This window comes from Streptomyces sp. NBC_01750 (assembly GCF_035918095.1).
In the GTDB taxonomy this organism is placed as follows: domain Bacteria; phylum Actinomycetota; class Actinomycetes; order Streptomycetales; family Streptomycetaceae; genus Streptomyces.
The window spans coordinates 3,406,613-3,420,188 of the sequence record NZ_CP109137.1 but is presented as its reverse complement, the minus strand read 5'-3'; the positions used below and the strand labels follow the sequence as shown (position 1 = coordinate 3,420,188).

General features: G+C 68.8%; 12 protein-coding genes and 1 tRNA gene. 4 read left to right on the top strand and 9 right to left on the bottom strand.

The genetic code is table 11. The features are described from left to right. Positions 1-588 precede the first annotated feature (588 nt). A complete protein-coding gene (locus OG966_RS15370) occupies positions 589-1,098 on the bottom strand; it encodes a hypothetical protein (RefSeq protein WP_326650184.1) in 510 nt (169 codons plus the stop codon). A 557-nt stretch (positions 1,099-1,655) separates the two neighbouring features. Next, positions 1,656-1,730, bottom strand: a tRNA-Cys gene (locus OG966_RS15365). Positions 1,731-1,900: 170 nt separating this feature from the next. Here OG966_RS15365 and OG966_RS15360 point away from each other — a divergent pair. The 4 genes from OG966_RS15360 to OG966_RS15345 all read left to right on the top strand — a co-directional run bounded on the left by OG966_RS15360 (position 1,901) and on the right by OG966_RS15345 (position 7,688). After that, complete coding sequence (locus OG966_RS15360) at positions 1,901-3,376, top strand: MFS transporter (RefSeq protein ID WP_326650183.1); 1,476 nt, start codon at positions 1,901-1,903, stop codon at positions 3,374-3,376. Between the two features lie 178 nt (positions 3,377-3,554). After that, entirely contained in the window at positions 3,555-5,339 is a 1,785-nt protein-coding gene (locus tag OG966_RS15355) for a DEAD/DEAH box helicase (RefSeq protein WP_326650182.1), read from the top strand. A gap of 380 nt (positions 5,340-5,719) precedes the next feature. Beyond that, positions 5,720-6,361 carry an IclR family transcriptional regulator gene (locus tag OG966_RS15350; protein ID WP_326650180.1) on the top strand — a complete coding sequence of 214 codons (642 nt, stop codon included), beginning with the start codon at positions 5,720-5,722 and terminating at the stop codon, positions 6,359-6,361. A 538-nt stretch (positions 6,362-6,899) separates the two neighbouring features. Continuing rightward, entirely contained in the window at positions 6,900-7,688 is a 789-nt protein-coding gene (locus OG966_RS15345; RefSeq protein ID WP_326650179.1) for a YlbL family protein, read from the top strand. On the opposite strand, the gene OG966_RS15340 is transcribed toward OG966_RS15345, so the two are convergent. The 7 genes from OG966_RS15340 to OG966_RS15310 all read right to left on the bottom strand — a co-directional run bounded on the left by OG966_RS15340 (position 7,618) and on the right by OG966_RS15310 (position 13,569). After that, entirely contained in the window at positions 7,618-8,970 is a 1,353-nt protein-coding gene (locus tag OG966_RS15340) for an MFS transporter (RefSeq protein WP_326650178.1), read from the bottom strand. The two genes, OG966_RS15345 and OG966_RS15340, sit on opposite strands and share 71 nt — an antisense overlap. Then, positions 8,967-9,143: a hypothetical protein gene (locus OG966_RS15335; protein ID WP_326650177.1), complete on the bottom strand. Its 177-nt coding sequence runs from the start codon at positions 9,141-9,143 to the stop codon at positions 8,967-8,969. Before OG966_RS15335 ends, OG966_RS15340 begins: the two co-directional genes overlap by 4 nt. Before the next feature lie 15 nt (positions 9,144-9,158). Next, on the bottom strand, positions 9,159-9,746 hold the full coding sequence (locus OG966_RS15330; RefSeq protein ID WP_326650176.1) for a winged helix-turn-helix domain-containing protein: 588 nt from the start codon (positions 9,744-9,746) through the stop codon (positions 9,159-9,161). 137 nt (positions 9,747-9,883) lie between these two features. Then, positions 9,884-10,876: a glycine betaine ABC transporter substrate-binding protein gene (locus OG966_RS15325; protein ID WP_442806708.1), complete on the bottom strand. Its 993-nt coding sequence runs from the start codon at positions 10,874-10,876 to the stop codon at positions 9,884-9,886. Continuing rightward, positions 10,876-11,703, bottom strand: a complete 828-nt coding sequence (locus OG966_RS15320; RefSeq protein WP_326650175.1) for an ABC transporter permease — start codon at positions 11,701-11,703, stop codon at positions 10,876-10,878. Before OG966_RS15320 ends, OG966_RS15325 begins: the two co-directional genes overlap by 1 nt. Next, the gene (locus tag OG966_RS15315) at positions 11,700-12,929 is read right to left on the bottom strand and encodes a betaine/proline/choline family ABC transporter ATP-binding protein (protein WP_326650174.1); all 1,230 of its coding nucleotides are present in this window, start codon (positions 12,927-12,929) and stop codon (positions 11,700-11,702) included. Before OG966_RS15315 ends, OG966_RS15320 begins: the two co-directional genes overlap by 4 nt. After that, on the bottom strand, positions 12,922-13,569 hold the full coding sequence (locus OG966_RS15310) for an ABC transporter permease (protein ID WP_326650173.1): 648 nt from the start codon (positions 13,567-13,569) through the stop codon (positions 12,922-12,924). Before OG966_RS15310 ends, OG966_RS15315 begins: the two co-directional genes overlap by 8 nt. Positions 13,570-13,576: the final 7 nt, after the last annotated feature.

The following is a 13,576-nucleotide window of genomic DNA, read 5'->3' as shown; positions in this document are numbered from 1 at the left end:
AACTCAGAAATCTCTGCCGTGGATGAGGCGGAAAGTCGAGGAATCCGGGATATGTGTCCAGAGTGCGAGTACCCGGCGCGCCGGCGAGTGTGGCCAACCACAGAAAGAAGGCCGACCACTAACCGCAGGACGTCAGAGTTCTCGGGCTGCCTCCGGAAGAGGCCCGTACTGCAAGGGGTCTCGTGCTGGACAAGGATAAAGAAAAGGCTATTGATGACTCCATGAAGCCTTCCGGGAGAGGCTGCCTCGACACACTGAAGCCTTACAGATAGTGCGCGAATTCATTACGTATGGGGCGTGTGCAGTCATCTGCCAAAACCGGCACGCGGCACTATGGAGGCGTGTGTCGCATTGGAACTCGATGTGCACGCGAATCGCGACGTATACACCGTCGGCTCGGCGAAACTTGAATGCAGTATTAAACCAGCACGTCGATAGGGTCGCTTCAAATCTGGATGGAGCGGCCGGCCCACATCCGAGGATCGCATCCGCCGGCCACTGATCGAGGGCACGGGCCCGGCCCGATTGCGGCGGGCCGGGGCTCAAGTGCCACAGGCAGGCTTGTCGCTGCCCATGGTCCGCGTGGGGTCAGTGGCGTTTGTCGATTGCTCGGAAGCTGCCTACAAGCGCGAATGCCCCGACCCCGTCGAAGACCGTCGTGCCGTTGATTGCGCTGCTGGAGCCTCGGGGCTCAATAATCGCAATTGGACCGCCGGCGTCGCAGGTAATCCCGTTGAAGAATTCGACGGTCCTGTCACTCTCGCTTCGGACGTTGAAGCTCATGGCAGGACTGCTGATCACAGCGGTGCACACGCCCGTCTCTACCGCATACGTTCGCTCGTTGACCTGGATCCGTCCATCTTCGTCGTTCCTGTAGCCGCGGTTCGCCTGGCCTTCGCCTCCGAAGTTATTCTGGCCGTCGCCTCCTCCGAGGGGAACGGCGGAATCGGCATGCGGCACCGACGGGGCGGACTTCGGGACGGAACTGGAAGCCGAGGCGTAGTTCACGCCGGTTGCAGCCATGGCCGTAATTCCCACCGACGCTGCGATCGCGACAACGATACGCCTGCGCGTTCCGTTTCTCATTCTCTCAGACATTCCGTTCTCCATCTCTCAGTGATGTCAGCTGAGCGGCCGACCAGAATGAACATACTCATGCCCCTATTCCTGACGCCACCTCAGAAATGGCTAAGGGGTGACAAAAAGGGGCCGATCGGGTGTTCGAAAGCCCAGGGTCACTCTTGTGATGGTCCATCAAGTAGGCGGAAACGAGAGTCACTTGGCAAGGAAGTTGAGCCGCCCGGGGGACGGGTCTGACGCTCTGTCACACTGCTGCTGGCGTGTCGTGCCTTGATAACTCTCCGCACAACGGCTAGTGCTTCACCCGGACTTCTGAATTTGTCCTGGTCAGCGGCCTGGCGGCTGGAGTTTGGCGTGGGCGCGCGGTCGCCTCGTCCTCCCATCGGCCATGGACCACCGGTCGGCCGACGGGCTCATCCGGAAACCGGATAAAGACGGGCCGGACGACGATAGCGATGGGCTCGCGGGAGCCCTCGTACCTGCGAACTGAGACGCGAACTGAGACGGAAGATCACAAAGGGCGGTCCCGATTGGGACCGCCCTTTGTCTTTTGGCAGATCAGTCAGCTGCGCGCTTGGAGGCCGTGACCGGAATCGAACCGGCGTAACTCGCTTTGCAGGCGAGTCCCTCAACCACTCGGGCACACGGCCGTGTGACTCCAGTGCCTCGACCGTAGGCGGGGCGGATACACGGCTCAAGGGCCCCGCGCGGGCTGCAATGCGACTGCCATACGGCGTTCATGGTCGTACGACCAAGGGATGAGCGGAGCCCAGTCCAGCGACAGGGCCCATAGCGCTCCATGCCCCTTACTCTGAGGCCCATGACCGCCCTCGAACCTCGTGACGCCGAAGTCACGCCGCCCCCCGACGGCAGAGCCGAAGCCCCCGCAGCCCCGGACGACGGCCAGGGCGGCATTCTCGGCAGATCGCATCGCGCGCTCAGCGTCGGCATCGTCTCCGTCGTCGTGCTGATCGCCTTCGAGGCGACCGCCGTCGGCACCGCGATGCCCATCGCGGCGCGGGAGCTGCACGGCATCCCGCTGTACGCCTTCGCCTTCTCCGCGTACTTCACCACCAGCCTCTTCGCGATGGTGCTCTCGGGGCAGTGGGCCGACCGCGACGGGCCGCTGCGGCCGCTCGCCACCGGGATATCGGCCTTCGGCGCGGGGCTGCTGCTGTCCGGGACCGCCAGCGCGATGTGGCTGTTCATCGCCGGGCGGGCGGTCCAGGGGCTCGGCGGTGGGCTGGTGATCGTCGCGCTGTACGTGGTCGTCAGCCGTGCCTATTCGGAACGGCTGCGGCCGTCGATCATGGCCGCGTTCGCCGCGAGCTGGGTGGTCCCCTCGGTCGTGGGCCCGCTCGCCTCCGGGGCCGTCACCGAACACCTCGGCTGGCGCTGGGTGTTCATCGGCATCCCGGCGCTTGTCGTCTTCCCGCTGGCGCTCGCGCTGCCCGCGATCCGGCGGATGGCGTCCGGGCCCGCCGATCCCTCCGTGCCGCCGCAGCCCTTCGACGGGCGGCGGATCCGGCTGGCCCTCGGGATCTCGGTAGGGGCGGGGCTGCTGCAGTACGCCGGGCAGGAGCTGAGGTGGCTGTCGGTGATCCCGGTGGTGGCGGGCACGGCGCTGCTGGTGCCGGCGGTGCTCGGGCTGCTGCCGCGCGGGACCTGCCGGGCGGTGCGGGGGCTGCCGTCGGTCGTGCTGCTTCGGGGTATCGCGGCCGGGTCCTTCATCGCCGCGGAATCCTTCGTACCGCTGATGCTGGTCACTCAGCGCGGGCTGTCGCCGACGATGGCCGGGCTGTCGCTGGCGGTCGGCGGGGCGACCTGGGCGCTGGGCTCGTACGTACAGTCCCGGCCGCGTCTCGAACCGTACCGGCAGTGGCTGATGGTGGGGGGCATGGTCGCGGTCGCGGTGGCGATCGTGACCGCGGCCGGCGTGCTGATCGCATCGGTTCCGGTGTGGATCGTCGGGGTCGCGTGGGGAATTGGCTGCTTCGGCATGGGCATGGTGATCGCGTCGACGAGCGTGCTGCTGCTGAAGCTGTCGGCGCCGGAGTCCGCGGGCGCGAACTCGGCGGCGCTGCAGATCTCGGACGGGCTGTCGAACGTCCTGCTGCTGGCGGCGGGCGGCGCGGCGTTCGCGGCGCTGGGCGGGGGAGCGGTGGGCGCGGCGCACGTCGCGGTGGGGGCCCCGGGCTCGCACCCGGGGGCGTTCGCTGCGGTGTTCCTGCCGATGGCGGCGGTGGCGCTGGTGGGGGCGTGGGTGGGGACGAGGCTGCGGGCGCGGGAGGCGTAGCGGGCGTTCTCGAAGTCACGGCCGCGGAGTCCGCGCGCCGTGCAGGAGGCGGTGTGAGCTGAGTCGCACCCTTGGTGTCCCCGGCCTCGTTTGGCCGGGGCCGCCTGCCGCTCACCGGTAGGGTGGCCCGGTTGTCTTATCTGATCCCGTGCTGCCGAGAGCCCTTGAACCGGAGACCGTGACTACTACCGCCTCCCACCACCTCTCACCCGCCTTCCCCGGTCGTGCGCCGTGGGGTACCGCAGGCAAGCTGCGTGCCTGGCAGCAGGGCGCCATGGAGCGGTATCTCCAGGAGCAGCCACGGGACTTCCTCGCCGTCGCCACCCCCGGCGCCGGAAAGACCACCTTCGCGCTCACCCTCGCCTCCTGGCTGCTGCACCACCACGTCGTGCAGCAGGTGACCGTGGTCGCTCCCACCGAGCACCTCAAGAAGCAGTGGGCGGCCGCGGCGGCGCGGGTAGGGATCAAGCTGGACCCGGAGTACAGTGCCGGGCCGCTGAGCAAGGAGTACCAGGGTGTGGCGGTGACGTACGCCGGTGTCGGCGTACGGCCCATGCTGCACCGCAACCGCTGCGAGCAGCGCAAGACCCTGGTGATTCTGGATGAGATTCACCACGCCGGTGACTCGAAGTCGTGGGGCGAGGCCTGCCTCGAGGCCTTCGACCCGGCCACCCGGCGGCTCGCGCTCACCGGTACGCCCTTCAGGTCCGACACCAATCCCATTCCCTTCGTCCAGTACGAGGAGGGGAACGACGGGATTCGGCGGTCCGCCGCGGACTACACGTACGGCTATGGCAATGCGCTGGGCGACGGCGTCGTCCGGCCCGTGATCTTTCTGAGTTACAGCGGCAATATGCGCTGGCGCACCAAGGCCGGTGACGAGGTCGCCGCCCGCCTCGGCGAGCCGATGACCAAGGACGCCATCTCCCAGGCCTGGCGCACCGCGCTCGACCCGCGCGGCGACTGGATGCCGAACGTTCTGCGGGCTGCCGACAAGCGGCTGACGGAAGTCAGGAAGGGCATCCCGGATGCCGGCGGTCTCGTCATCGCCTCCGACCAGGACTCGGCCCGTGCGTACGCCAAGCTGATCCGCGAGATCACCGGCAGCAAGGCGACCGTCGTCCTCTCCGACGAAACCGCCTCCTCCCAGCGGATCGAGGAGTTCAGCGAGAACGAGGACCGCTGGATGGTCGCGGTCCGCATGGTGTCCGAGGGCGTCGACGTGCCGCGTCTCGCGGTCGGGGTGTACGCCACGACCATCTCGACGCCGCTCTTCTTCGCGCAGGCGGTGGGCCGTTTCGTACGGTCCCGTCGCCGCGGCGAGACCGCGTCCGTCTTCCTGCCGACCATCCCGAACCTCCTCGGCTTCGCGGGCGAGATGGAGGTCGAGCGCGACCACGTGCTCGACAAGCCGAAGAAGGACGGCGACGAGGACCCGTACGCCGAGTCCGAGAAGGAGATGGCGGAGGCCGAGAAGCAGCAGGACGAGGACACCGGGGAGCAGGACATGCTCCCTTTCGAGGCCCTCGAGTCCGACGCGGTCTTCGACCGGGTGCTGTACGACGGCGCCGAGTTCGGCATGCAGGCGCACCCGGGGAGCGAGGAGGAGCAGGACTACCTCGGCATCCCCGGGCTCCTCGAACCCGACCAGGTGCAGCTGCTCCTCCAGAAGCGCCAGGCACGGCAGATCGCGCACAGCCGCAAGAAGCCCGACGACGAGGCCGATCTGCTGGAACTGCCCGCCGAGCGACGGCCCGTGGTCTCCCACAAGGAGCTCCTCGAACTGCGCAAGCAGCTGAACGCGATGGTCGGCGCGTACGTCCACCAGAGCGGCAAGCCGCACGGCGTCATTCATACAGAGCTGCGGCGCGTGTGCGGCGGGCCGCCGAGCGCGGAGGCGACGGCCGGGCAGATCCGGGAGCGGATCAAGAAGGTGCAGGAGTGGGCCACGCGTATGCGGTGAGCCGGTGGGTCGGTCGGTGCTGAGCCGGTGGGTCGGTCGGCGCTGAGCCGGTGAGCCGGTCGGCGGTGCCGTGTGTACGGCGCTGAGCCGGTATCCGGTGCCGTGTGCACGGATGCCGAACGGGGCCCGGGTGCATGAGTGCGCCCGGGCTCCACCCGTCCCGCGGAACAAGGGACCGGCGCCCGGATTCTGGACGAGGTCTTCCGCTGAGCGAACCAGGTCGCTACTGTCCCCGCATTGCATACGCCCCGTGGCAGCGCCGCCGCGGAGCGCAGCCGGTGTGCCTGTCCTGCCGGCGGCCTCTGGGTGCGTCGCCGATGGGACTGGTGTCGCAGCTTCCGCTGAGGACCGCCGTCACTCACTCCAAAGGAGAGGGCGTCGTGACCGCGGAAACCTCCCAGACGCTCGACAGAGGACTACGTGTCCTCAAGCTGCTCGCCGACACCGACCACGGGCTGACCGTCACCGAGTTGTCCAACAAACTCGGGGTCAACCGAACCGTCGTCTACCGTCTGCTCGCCACCCTGGAGCAGCACGCCCTCGTCCGCCGCGATCTGGGCGGGCGCGCCAGAGTGGGCCTCGGCGTGCTGCGCCTGGGCCGCCAGGTGCACCCGCTGGTGCGGGAGGCCGCGATGCCGGCCCTGCGCTCGCTCGCGGAGGACATAGGGGCCACAGCTCATCTCACCCTCGTCGACGGCGCGGAGGCCCTTGCGGTCGCCGTCGTCGAGCCGACCTGGACGGACTACCACGTCGCCTACCGGGCGGGCTTCCGTCATCCGCTGGACCGGGGCGCGGCGGGGAAGGCGATCCTCGCGGCCCGGCAGAGCAAGTCGAAGGAGCCCGGGTACACGCTCACCCACGGCGAGCTGGAGGCGGGCGCGAGTGGTGCGGCCGCGGCCCTGGTCGGGGTGACCGGGATAGAGGGCAGCGTGGGTGTGGTGATGCTGGCCGACTCGGTGCCGGAGCGGGTGGGGCCGAGGGTGGTGGACGCGGCGCGCGAGGTGGCGGACGCGTTGCGCTGACGCGGATGCGGATGCGGTGCGGTTCCCGGTTGCCCGGGGTGCGGGTCCCTTGCGGGGTGCGGCTTCGGGCGTGACCGGTCTTGGGCGGTGGGCGTCCGGGTCCGCTCCGGGGCTCGTGTTCGGGACTGCTTTCCTCACCGCGCTTCGCGCGAGTTGCGACGTTTTACGTCCCGGACACGACCCCTGCGCGTCCCCTGGCCCGGTGTACGGCCGCGGCCGGTGGGTTGCGGCTTCGGGCGTGCCCGGATGCGGTGCGGTTCCCGGTTGCCCGGGGTGCGGGTCCCTTGCGGGGTGCGGCTTCGGGCGTGACCGGTCTTGGGCGGTGGGCGTCCGGGTCCGCTCCGGGGCTCGTGTTCGGGACTGCTTTCCTCACCGCGCTTCGCGCGAGTTGCGACGTTTTACGTCCCGGACACGACCCCTGCGCGTCCCCCGGCCCGCGTGAACGATGCCGCGGACCCGGCAGGCTCGCCGCACCGGGTAACGGTCAGCCCCGCCGCAGCCCCCGCGCCCCCGCTCCGGTGGCAGATAGATTGACACCGTGCTCTCCCGTCTCACGCGCCCCCGCGCCATCGCCCTCTGCGCCCTCCCTGTCGTCGCGCTGTTCGCCGTCGCCGGGCTCGCGCCGCTGCCGTATGCCGTGGCGGAGCCCGGGATGACCGCGAACGTGCTCGGGAAGGACCAGGGCAAGCCGATCATCACCATCTCCGGCGTGCCCACGCGTAGGACCGAAGGCGCGCTGCGGATGACGACCATCGTGGCGACCGGGCCGTCCGCCGAGGTCGACCTCGGCGATGTCGTCGGCGCCTGGTTCAGCACGGAGCGCGCGGTCCTGCCGCACGAATCCGTCTATCCCCCCGGCAAGTCCGACGAGGAGATCAACCGGCGCAATGTCGCGGACATGGAGAAGTCGCAGGACGTCGCCACCCAGGCGGCGCTCTCCTACCTCCGCAAGGACCCGTCGAAGGTGAAGGTCCAGCTCCATCTCGCCGATGTCGGCGGGCCCAGTGCCGGGCTGCTCTTCTCGCTCGGCATCGTCGACAAGCTCGCCGGCGACGGCGCCGGCGGCGATCTCACCGGTGGCCGCAATATCGCCGGTACGGGCACCATCACTCCCGAAGGCAAGGTCGGCGCGGTCGGCGGGGTGGCCCTGAAGACTCAGGCCGCCAAGCGCGACGGGGCGAGTGTCTTCCTCGTTCCCAAGGACGAGTGCTCCGACGCGAAGGCCGAACTGCCCGGTGGGCTGCGGCTGATCCCCGTCACGACGCTGAAGAGCGCGGTGGACTCCCTTCGGGCGCTGGAGAAGGGCGGCAAGGTTCCGAGCTGCTGAGGTCCGCGGCCGAAGAAGCCGGGCACGGCTCCGGGTGCGCCGCGGCTTGCCGGCCCGTATCCATCTCCCGCCAGCTCGGGAACACCGCCGGAGCCAGCGTCGTCAGGAAGTACGCCCCGCCGATGACGAGCAGCGCGGTCGCCAGTCCTGCCTGCTCGATCAGAAAGCCCGCCGCCAGACCGCCGAGCGGCGCGGTCAGCAGCACTCCCGCGGTGGTCACGCCCGCGACCCGGCTGCGCAGTTTCTCGGGAACGCGCTCGTACATGATCGTGGTGAGGATCGGGTTGAGCATCCCGGCCCCCAGCCCGCCCACCGCCATCGTCGCCGCGAGTGGCGCCGTGCCGTCCGTCAGCGCCGCCACCACGAACCTCGGCAGCCCGCAGAGAACAAAGGCGACGGTGAACAGCGCCCGCCGCGGGAACCGGTGCCCGATCGCGCCGTAGAGCAGCGCGCCGAGCAGGGCGCAGCCGCCGAAGACCGCGACCAGCAGGCCCAGGTCCCCGGCGCCGCCGAGGTTCTCCTTGGCATGCACCGGCAGCAGTACTGAACTCCAGCCCTGGTCGAGGCCGTTGGTGAGCATCACCATCACCACGACGCCCAGCAGCAGCCGGCTGCGCAGCAGGAAGGCGTAGCCCTCGCGCAGTTCACCCCGGTACGCGGCCAGCGAGACGGGTGCCGCCCGCCGCTGTGGCTCGGCCGCGCTCAGCCCTCGTAGGCCCAGGGAGATCAGCAGCGCGGATCCGCAGAAGGTGGCGGCGTCCAGCAGCAGCACGGCCTCCGCGCCGGTCAGTGCGATGAGGAGGCCGGCCAGTGTCGCCCCGGCCATCCTGGCTCCGCGCGAGACCGCGTCGAAGAGGCTTGCGGCCCGGGTGAGGGGGGTGCGCGCTGCCTTGGCGAGGTCGGGTATGAGGACATAACGTGCGGTTTCGCCGGGTGCGTGGAAGAACCCGGTGACGGCCATCAGCGCGCAGAGCATCCAGAATTCGAGCGCGCCCGCGTAGTCCAGCAGCGGGATCGCGGCGAGCGCGAGCGCGCAGACGAGGTCCGAGGCGATGCTGACCCGGCGGCGGCCGATCCGGTCGATGACCGGTCCGCCGGTGATCGCCGAGACGACGACCGGCAGAGTCGCACAGAAGGCGACCAGGCCCGCCTTGCCCGGGCTGCCCGTGGTCTGCAGCGCGAACCACGGGACGCCGATGAGAGTGAGTGAATTGCCGGTGATCGATACGGCGTTGGCGGCCAGTACGGTGACGAGCGGCCCGCGTCCCCCCTTGGACCTCATGCGATGCGCGCGGCCCGTGCGGGCGGCTGCTGCACCAGGCGCAGCCCCAACTCGACGAGCGTCCAGCCCAGTTGTGTGCGGATGTCCGCGCGCTGCGGGCGATGCGCGAGGGCCCTCTCATGGAGCTCCGCGGCGCGCAGGTGGTGCAGCCGCAGATGTATGTCGGGGTGCATGGCCGGTGGTTCCCCTCAGTCGGTGGAGCGCGGGAAGGCGTGCAGGTGCATTCGGACCTGGGCGGCGTCCTCGGCGGACTCTGCACTCGGTGCCAAGTCCCGGTAGCTCTCGATGAGTTCATGGACCTTTTCGTTGAGTTCGTAGGCCTGTGCGGGCGTCAGCCGCAGGGTCCAGTCGCTCATGTCCGAGCTTCTGCGCCACTCGTCGGGCCACTCGCGTGCGGTGCCGAGCCAGGTGCCGACCTCCTGGGTGTGCATGGTCGCGACCTCGTGCAGAAAGAGGTCCGCGGCGCCGCGCACCGCCGGGTCGGGGTCGGTGAACAGGGAGTCGTCGAAGCTTGTCCCGTCCTCCGAAGCCTTCCACCAGCGCTCCCGGCCCTTGCCGCGCTCGGGGTCGTCCTCGACGAAGCCGTGCGCGGCGAGCTGGCGCAGGTGGTAGCTGGTGGCCCCGCTGGACTCGCCCAGTTTGTGAGCCAGTTGGGAGGCGGTGGCGGGCCCGTCGTGCCGCAGCGTGTTCAGCAGGCGCATGCGCAGTGGATGGGCGAGGCCGCGCAGCGAGCGCGGGTCGAGCGAGCGGTAGTTGCGTGGTGCGGACTCGGGCATGTTGCAAAGATAGCCTTGCAAAGAAGTCGTTGCAAGAGGTTCTTTGCAACCAGGTCTTTGCGAGCCGGGGACTGCGAGCCGGGGACGAGCGAGCGTGGGGCCTGCGGCCCCGAGGCCTGCGGCCTTGAGCCGGGCGGCTAGCCCTTCTTGATGAAGGCCTCCTGGATCAGCCAGTCCTTTGCCACCTTGTGCGGGTCCTCGCCGTCCACATCCACCTTCGCGTTGAGATCCTGCGCGATCTGCGTCGTCAGCCTCGCGCTCAGCGGGTTGAGCAGGCTCGCGATCACCGGCCACTTCTCGATCGTCCTGCTGTGGATCACCGGCGCCGCGTTGTAGTTGGGGAAGAAGTGCTTGTCGTCCGCGAGGGTGTCCAGATCCATCGCCTTGATCCGGCCGTCCGTGGTGTACGCCTCTCCCAGCAGGCAGGAATTGGACTTCGACACCTGCGTGTAGATGATCCCGGCGTCCATCTTCTTGATGTTCGCGGCCGGGATCTTCATCCCGTACGCCTGCTCCATGCCCGTCAGTCCGTCCTCGCGCGAGGCGAACTCGTTCTCCACGCAGACCGTCACCGCCGACGGGTCCTTCCTCGACAGCGCCGCCATGTCCGACATCGTCTTGAGGTGGTACTTCGCGTTGTTCTTCTTGCTGATCGCCAGCGTGTAGGTGTTGTTGAGCGTGGACTGCGGCAGCCAGGTGACGCCGTTCTTCAGATCCTCGTTGTGCACCGCCTGCCACTGAGCCTGCGGGCTGACGATCGGCTTCTGGTGCCCCAGATAAGTGATCCAGCCGGTGCCGGTGTAGTCGTACATCGCGTCCGCGTCGCCGCCGACGATCGCCTGGCGCGCACTGATCGAGCCGGGCAGATTCGTACGGTCCAGAACCTCCGCGCCCGCCGCCTTGAAGATCAGGCCGATCATCTGGCCGAGGATGATGTTCTCGCTGAAGTTCTTCGAAGCGACTGTCAGCGAGGCGCCCTTGAGCGGTTCGCCGTTGCCGACCGAACCCGGCGCCACGTCGTCCACCATTGGCGAACCGCTCTTGAGGCCGCAGCCGCCCAGGCCCGTCAGGCAGGTCAGCGTCAGCGCCAGTACCGCCGCCCCGCTCGGCGCCGCGCGCAGGGAGCGCATCACGCCTCCAGCCCGCGCGGCGTGAGCACCAGCTCGGCCAGCGAGGCCAGCCAGTCCACCAGCAGCGCCAGCGCCACGGTCAGCACCGAGCCGAGGATCAGCACAGGCATCCGCTGGGTCTGGATGCCCGAGGTGATCAGGTCGCCCAGGCCGCCGCCACCGCCGAAGGTGGCGAGCGTGGCCGTGCCGACATTGAGCACCAGGGCCGTGCGTACGCCGGCGAGGATCAGCGGTACGGCGAGCGGCAGTTCGACTCTGGTCAGCGTGCCGAACGCCGACATGCCGATCCCGCGCGAGGCCTCCACCAGCTGCGGATCGATCGCCTTCAGACCCGCCACCGTGTTGGAGAGCACCGGCAGCACCGCGTAGATGACCATGCCGATGATCGCCGTCGACGGACCGATGCCCAGCCAGATCACCAGCAGTGCCAGCAGGCCGATGGCCGGGGTCGCCTGCCCGACGTTGGCGATCGCGGTGACGGGCGGCGCTGCCTTGCTCAGGCCCGGCCGGGTCAGCGCGATGCCCAGCGGGATCGCGATGATCAGTACCCAGAAGGTGGAGATCGCGGTGAGCTGGATCTGCTGCCACACCCGCAGCTGCACATTGCCGCCCGACAGGGAGTTCTCGGCGATCGCGTCGAGATGGGTGTTGGAGATCCACAGGAAGGTCACCAGCAGGACGATGGTGAGAACGGCGGGCAGTACCACCAGCTTCTGCCAGGTGATCCGCCGTTTCGGCGGCGGAGCCGGAGGAGGGAGCTCCTCCTCGTCCGGGAAGTCAGGGCCGGCCTCGTGCTCGCCTGCCGGGCGGTCGGGAGCTGTACTCATCCGCCCGCACCGCCCTCCAGCGCCACATCTGTCCGGTGGTGTCGCAGCTCCTCCAGGTCGTGCTGGTGCTCGATGGCGGTGAGCCGGTCGGCCTCGAGCATCTCGTGCACGGAGTTCATCAGAGTCTCCATGTCGACAACGCCGATGTACGCGCCACGCCGCCCGGTCACCGCGACCCGCCCGCTGGAGTCCGTGAGCACCGCCTCCAGCGCGTCGTGCAGTGTCGCGTCCCGGGTCACCGTGTCCTGCACCAGCTGCCCCGCCCTGGCCAGGGACCCCTTGGCGCGCATCAGATCGCCGCGCCGCAGCCATTTGTACGGGCGGCCGCGCCGGTCCAGCATCAGCACCTCGTTGTGCAGGCCCCTGCGCAGCTTGTTGAAGACCGACTGGAGCGTGTCGTCCACGGTCACTGTCGGGAAGTCGGCGATCCCGACGTCTCGTACCCGGGTGAGATTGAGCCGCTTGAGCGCCGCACCCGCGCCGACGAAGCCGGAGACGAAGTCGTCAGCCGGATTGGTGAGGATCGCCTCCGGAGTGTCGAACTGCGCGATGTGCGAACGCTCCCGCAGTACCGCGATCCGGTCCCCGAGCTTGATCGCCTCGTCGAAGTCGTGCGTGACGAAGACGATCGTCTTGTGCAACTCGTGCTGCAACCTGATCAGTTCGTCCTGCAGGTGATCGCGGGTGATCGGGTCGACGGCCCCGAACGGCTCGTCCATCAGCAGGACGGGGGGATCCGCGGCGAGCGCCCGCGCGACGCCCACCCGCTGCTGCTGGCCGCCCGACAGCTGCCGCGGATAGCGCCCGTGGAACTCCCGCGGATCCAGCCCCACCAGATCGAGCATCTCCTCGACCCGGGCGTTCACCTTCTTCTTCGGCCAGCCGATCATCTTCGGTACGAGGGCGATGTTCTCCGCGACCGTCATGTGCGGGAAGAGTCCGGAGGACTGGATCGCGTATCCGATCTTCCGCCGCAGCTTCACCGGGTCCATGTCGGTGACGTCCTCGTCGTCGATCCTGATCCGCCCGGAACTCGGCTCGATCAGCCGGTTGATCATCCTCAGCGTGGTCGACTTGCCGCAGCCGGACGGACCCACGAGGATCACCGTCTCGCCCGCCTTGATCCCCATCGAAACGTTGTCCACGGCCGGCTCGGGGTTCCCCGGATAGCGCTTGGTCAGGTTCTCCAGCTCGATGGAGGCCCCGGAAGCGGCGGACTCAGGCACGGATCCCCCTCGAGATGGTGAGACGGCCGATGCCCACGTACGCGGCGTCGAAGAGCAGCGCGAGGATGACGATGCCGATGGTCCCCGCGAGCACCTGGTTGAGTGCGTTGGCGCTGCCCAGCGAGGCGATGCCGCGGAAGATCTCATTGCCGAGGCCGGGACCGGAGGCGTACGCGGCGATCGCGGCGATACCCATCAGCATCTGCGTGGAGACCCGGATGCCGGTCAGGATCGGCGGCCAGGCGAGCGCCAGCTCCACTCCGAGGAGCCGGGACACCCGGGACATCCCGATGCCCTTCGCGGCGTCCACGAGCGAGGGGTCCACGCCGCGCAGCCCGACGACGGAGTTACGGACGATCGGCAGCAGCCCGTACAGCGTCAGGGTGATCACGGTGGGCGGCACCCCGAGGCCCACCATCGGGATCAGCAGACCGATCAGAGCGAGCGAGGGGATGGTGAGGATCACCGCGGTCGAGGTCACGGCGAGGTTGCCGCCCCACCCGCTGTGATAGGTGAGGAGGCCGATCAGCACACCGAGAAGCGTGGCGATCACCATGCACTGGAAGACGAGACTGGCCTGCTGGTAGGCGTCGGTGAGCAGCTGCTGGTGATTGGTGACCAAGTACTCCCAGAAGCTCACACCGTCA

What these genes read in the sequence shown, in the direction of transcription:
- OG966_RS15370 (WP_326650184.1), bottom strand. Translation starts at nt 1,098, where the DNA reads ATGTCTGAGAGAATGAGAAACGGAACGCGCAGGCGTATCGTTGTCGCG.
- OG966_RS15360 (WP_326650183.1), top strand. Translation starts at nt 1,901, where the DNA reads ATGACCGCCCTCGAACCTCGTGACGCCGAAGTCACGCCGCCCCCCGAC.
- OG966_RS15340 (WP_326650178.1), bottom strand. Translation starts at nt 8,970, where the DNA reads ATGAGGTCCAAGGGGGGACGCGGGCCGCTCGTCACCGTACTGGCCGCC.
- OG966_RS15335 (WP_326650177.1), bottom strand. Translation starts at nt 9,143, where the DNA reads ATGCACCCCGACATACATCTGCGGCTGCACCACCTGCGCGCCGCGGAG.
- OG966_RS15330 (WP_326650176.1), bottom strand. Translation starts at nt 9,746, where the DNA reads ATGCCCGAGTCCGCACCACGCAACTACCGCTCGCTCGACCCGCGCTCG.
- OG966_RS15325 (WP_442806708.1), bottom strand. Translation starts at nt 10,876, where the DNA reads ATGCGCTCCCTGCGCGCGGCGCCGAGCGGGGCGGCGGTACTGGCGCTG.
- OG966_RS15320 (WP_326650175.1), bottom strand. Translation starts at nt 11,703, where the DNA reads ATGAGTACAGCTCCCGACCGCCCGGCAGGCGAGCACGAGGCCGGCCCT.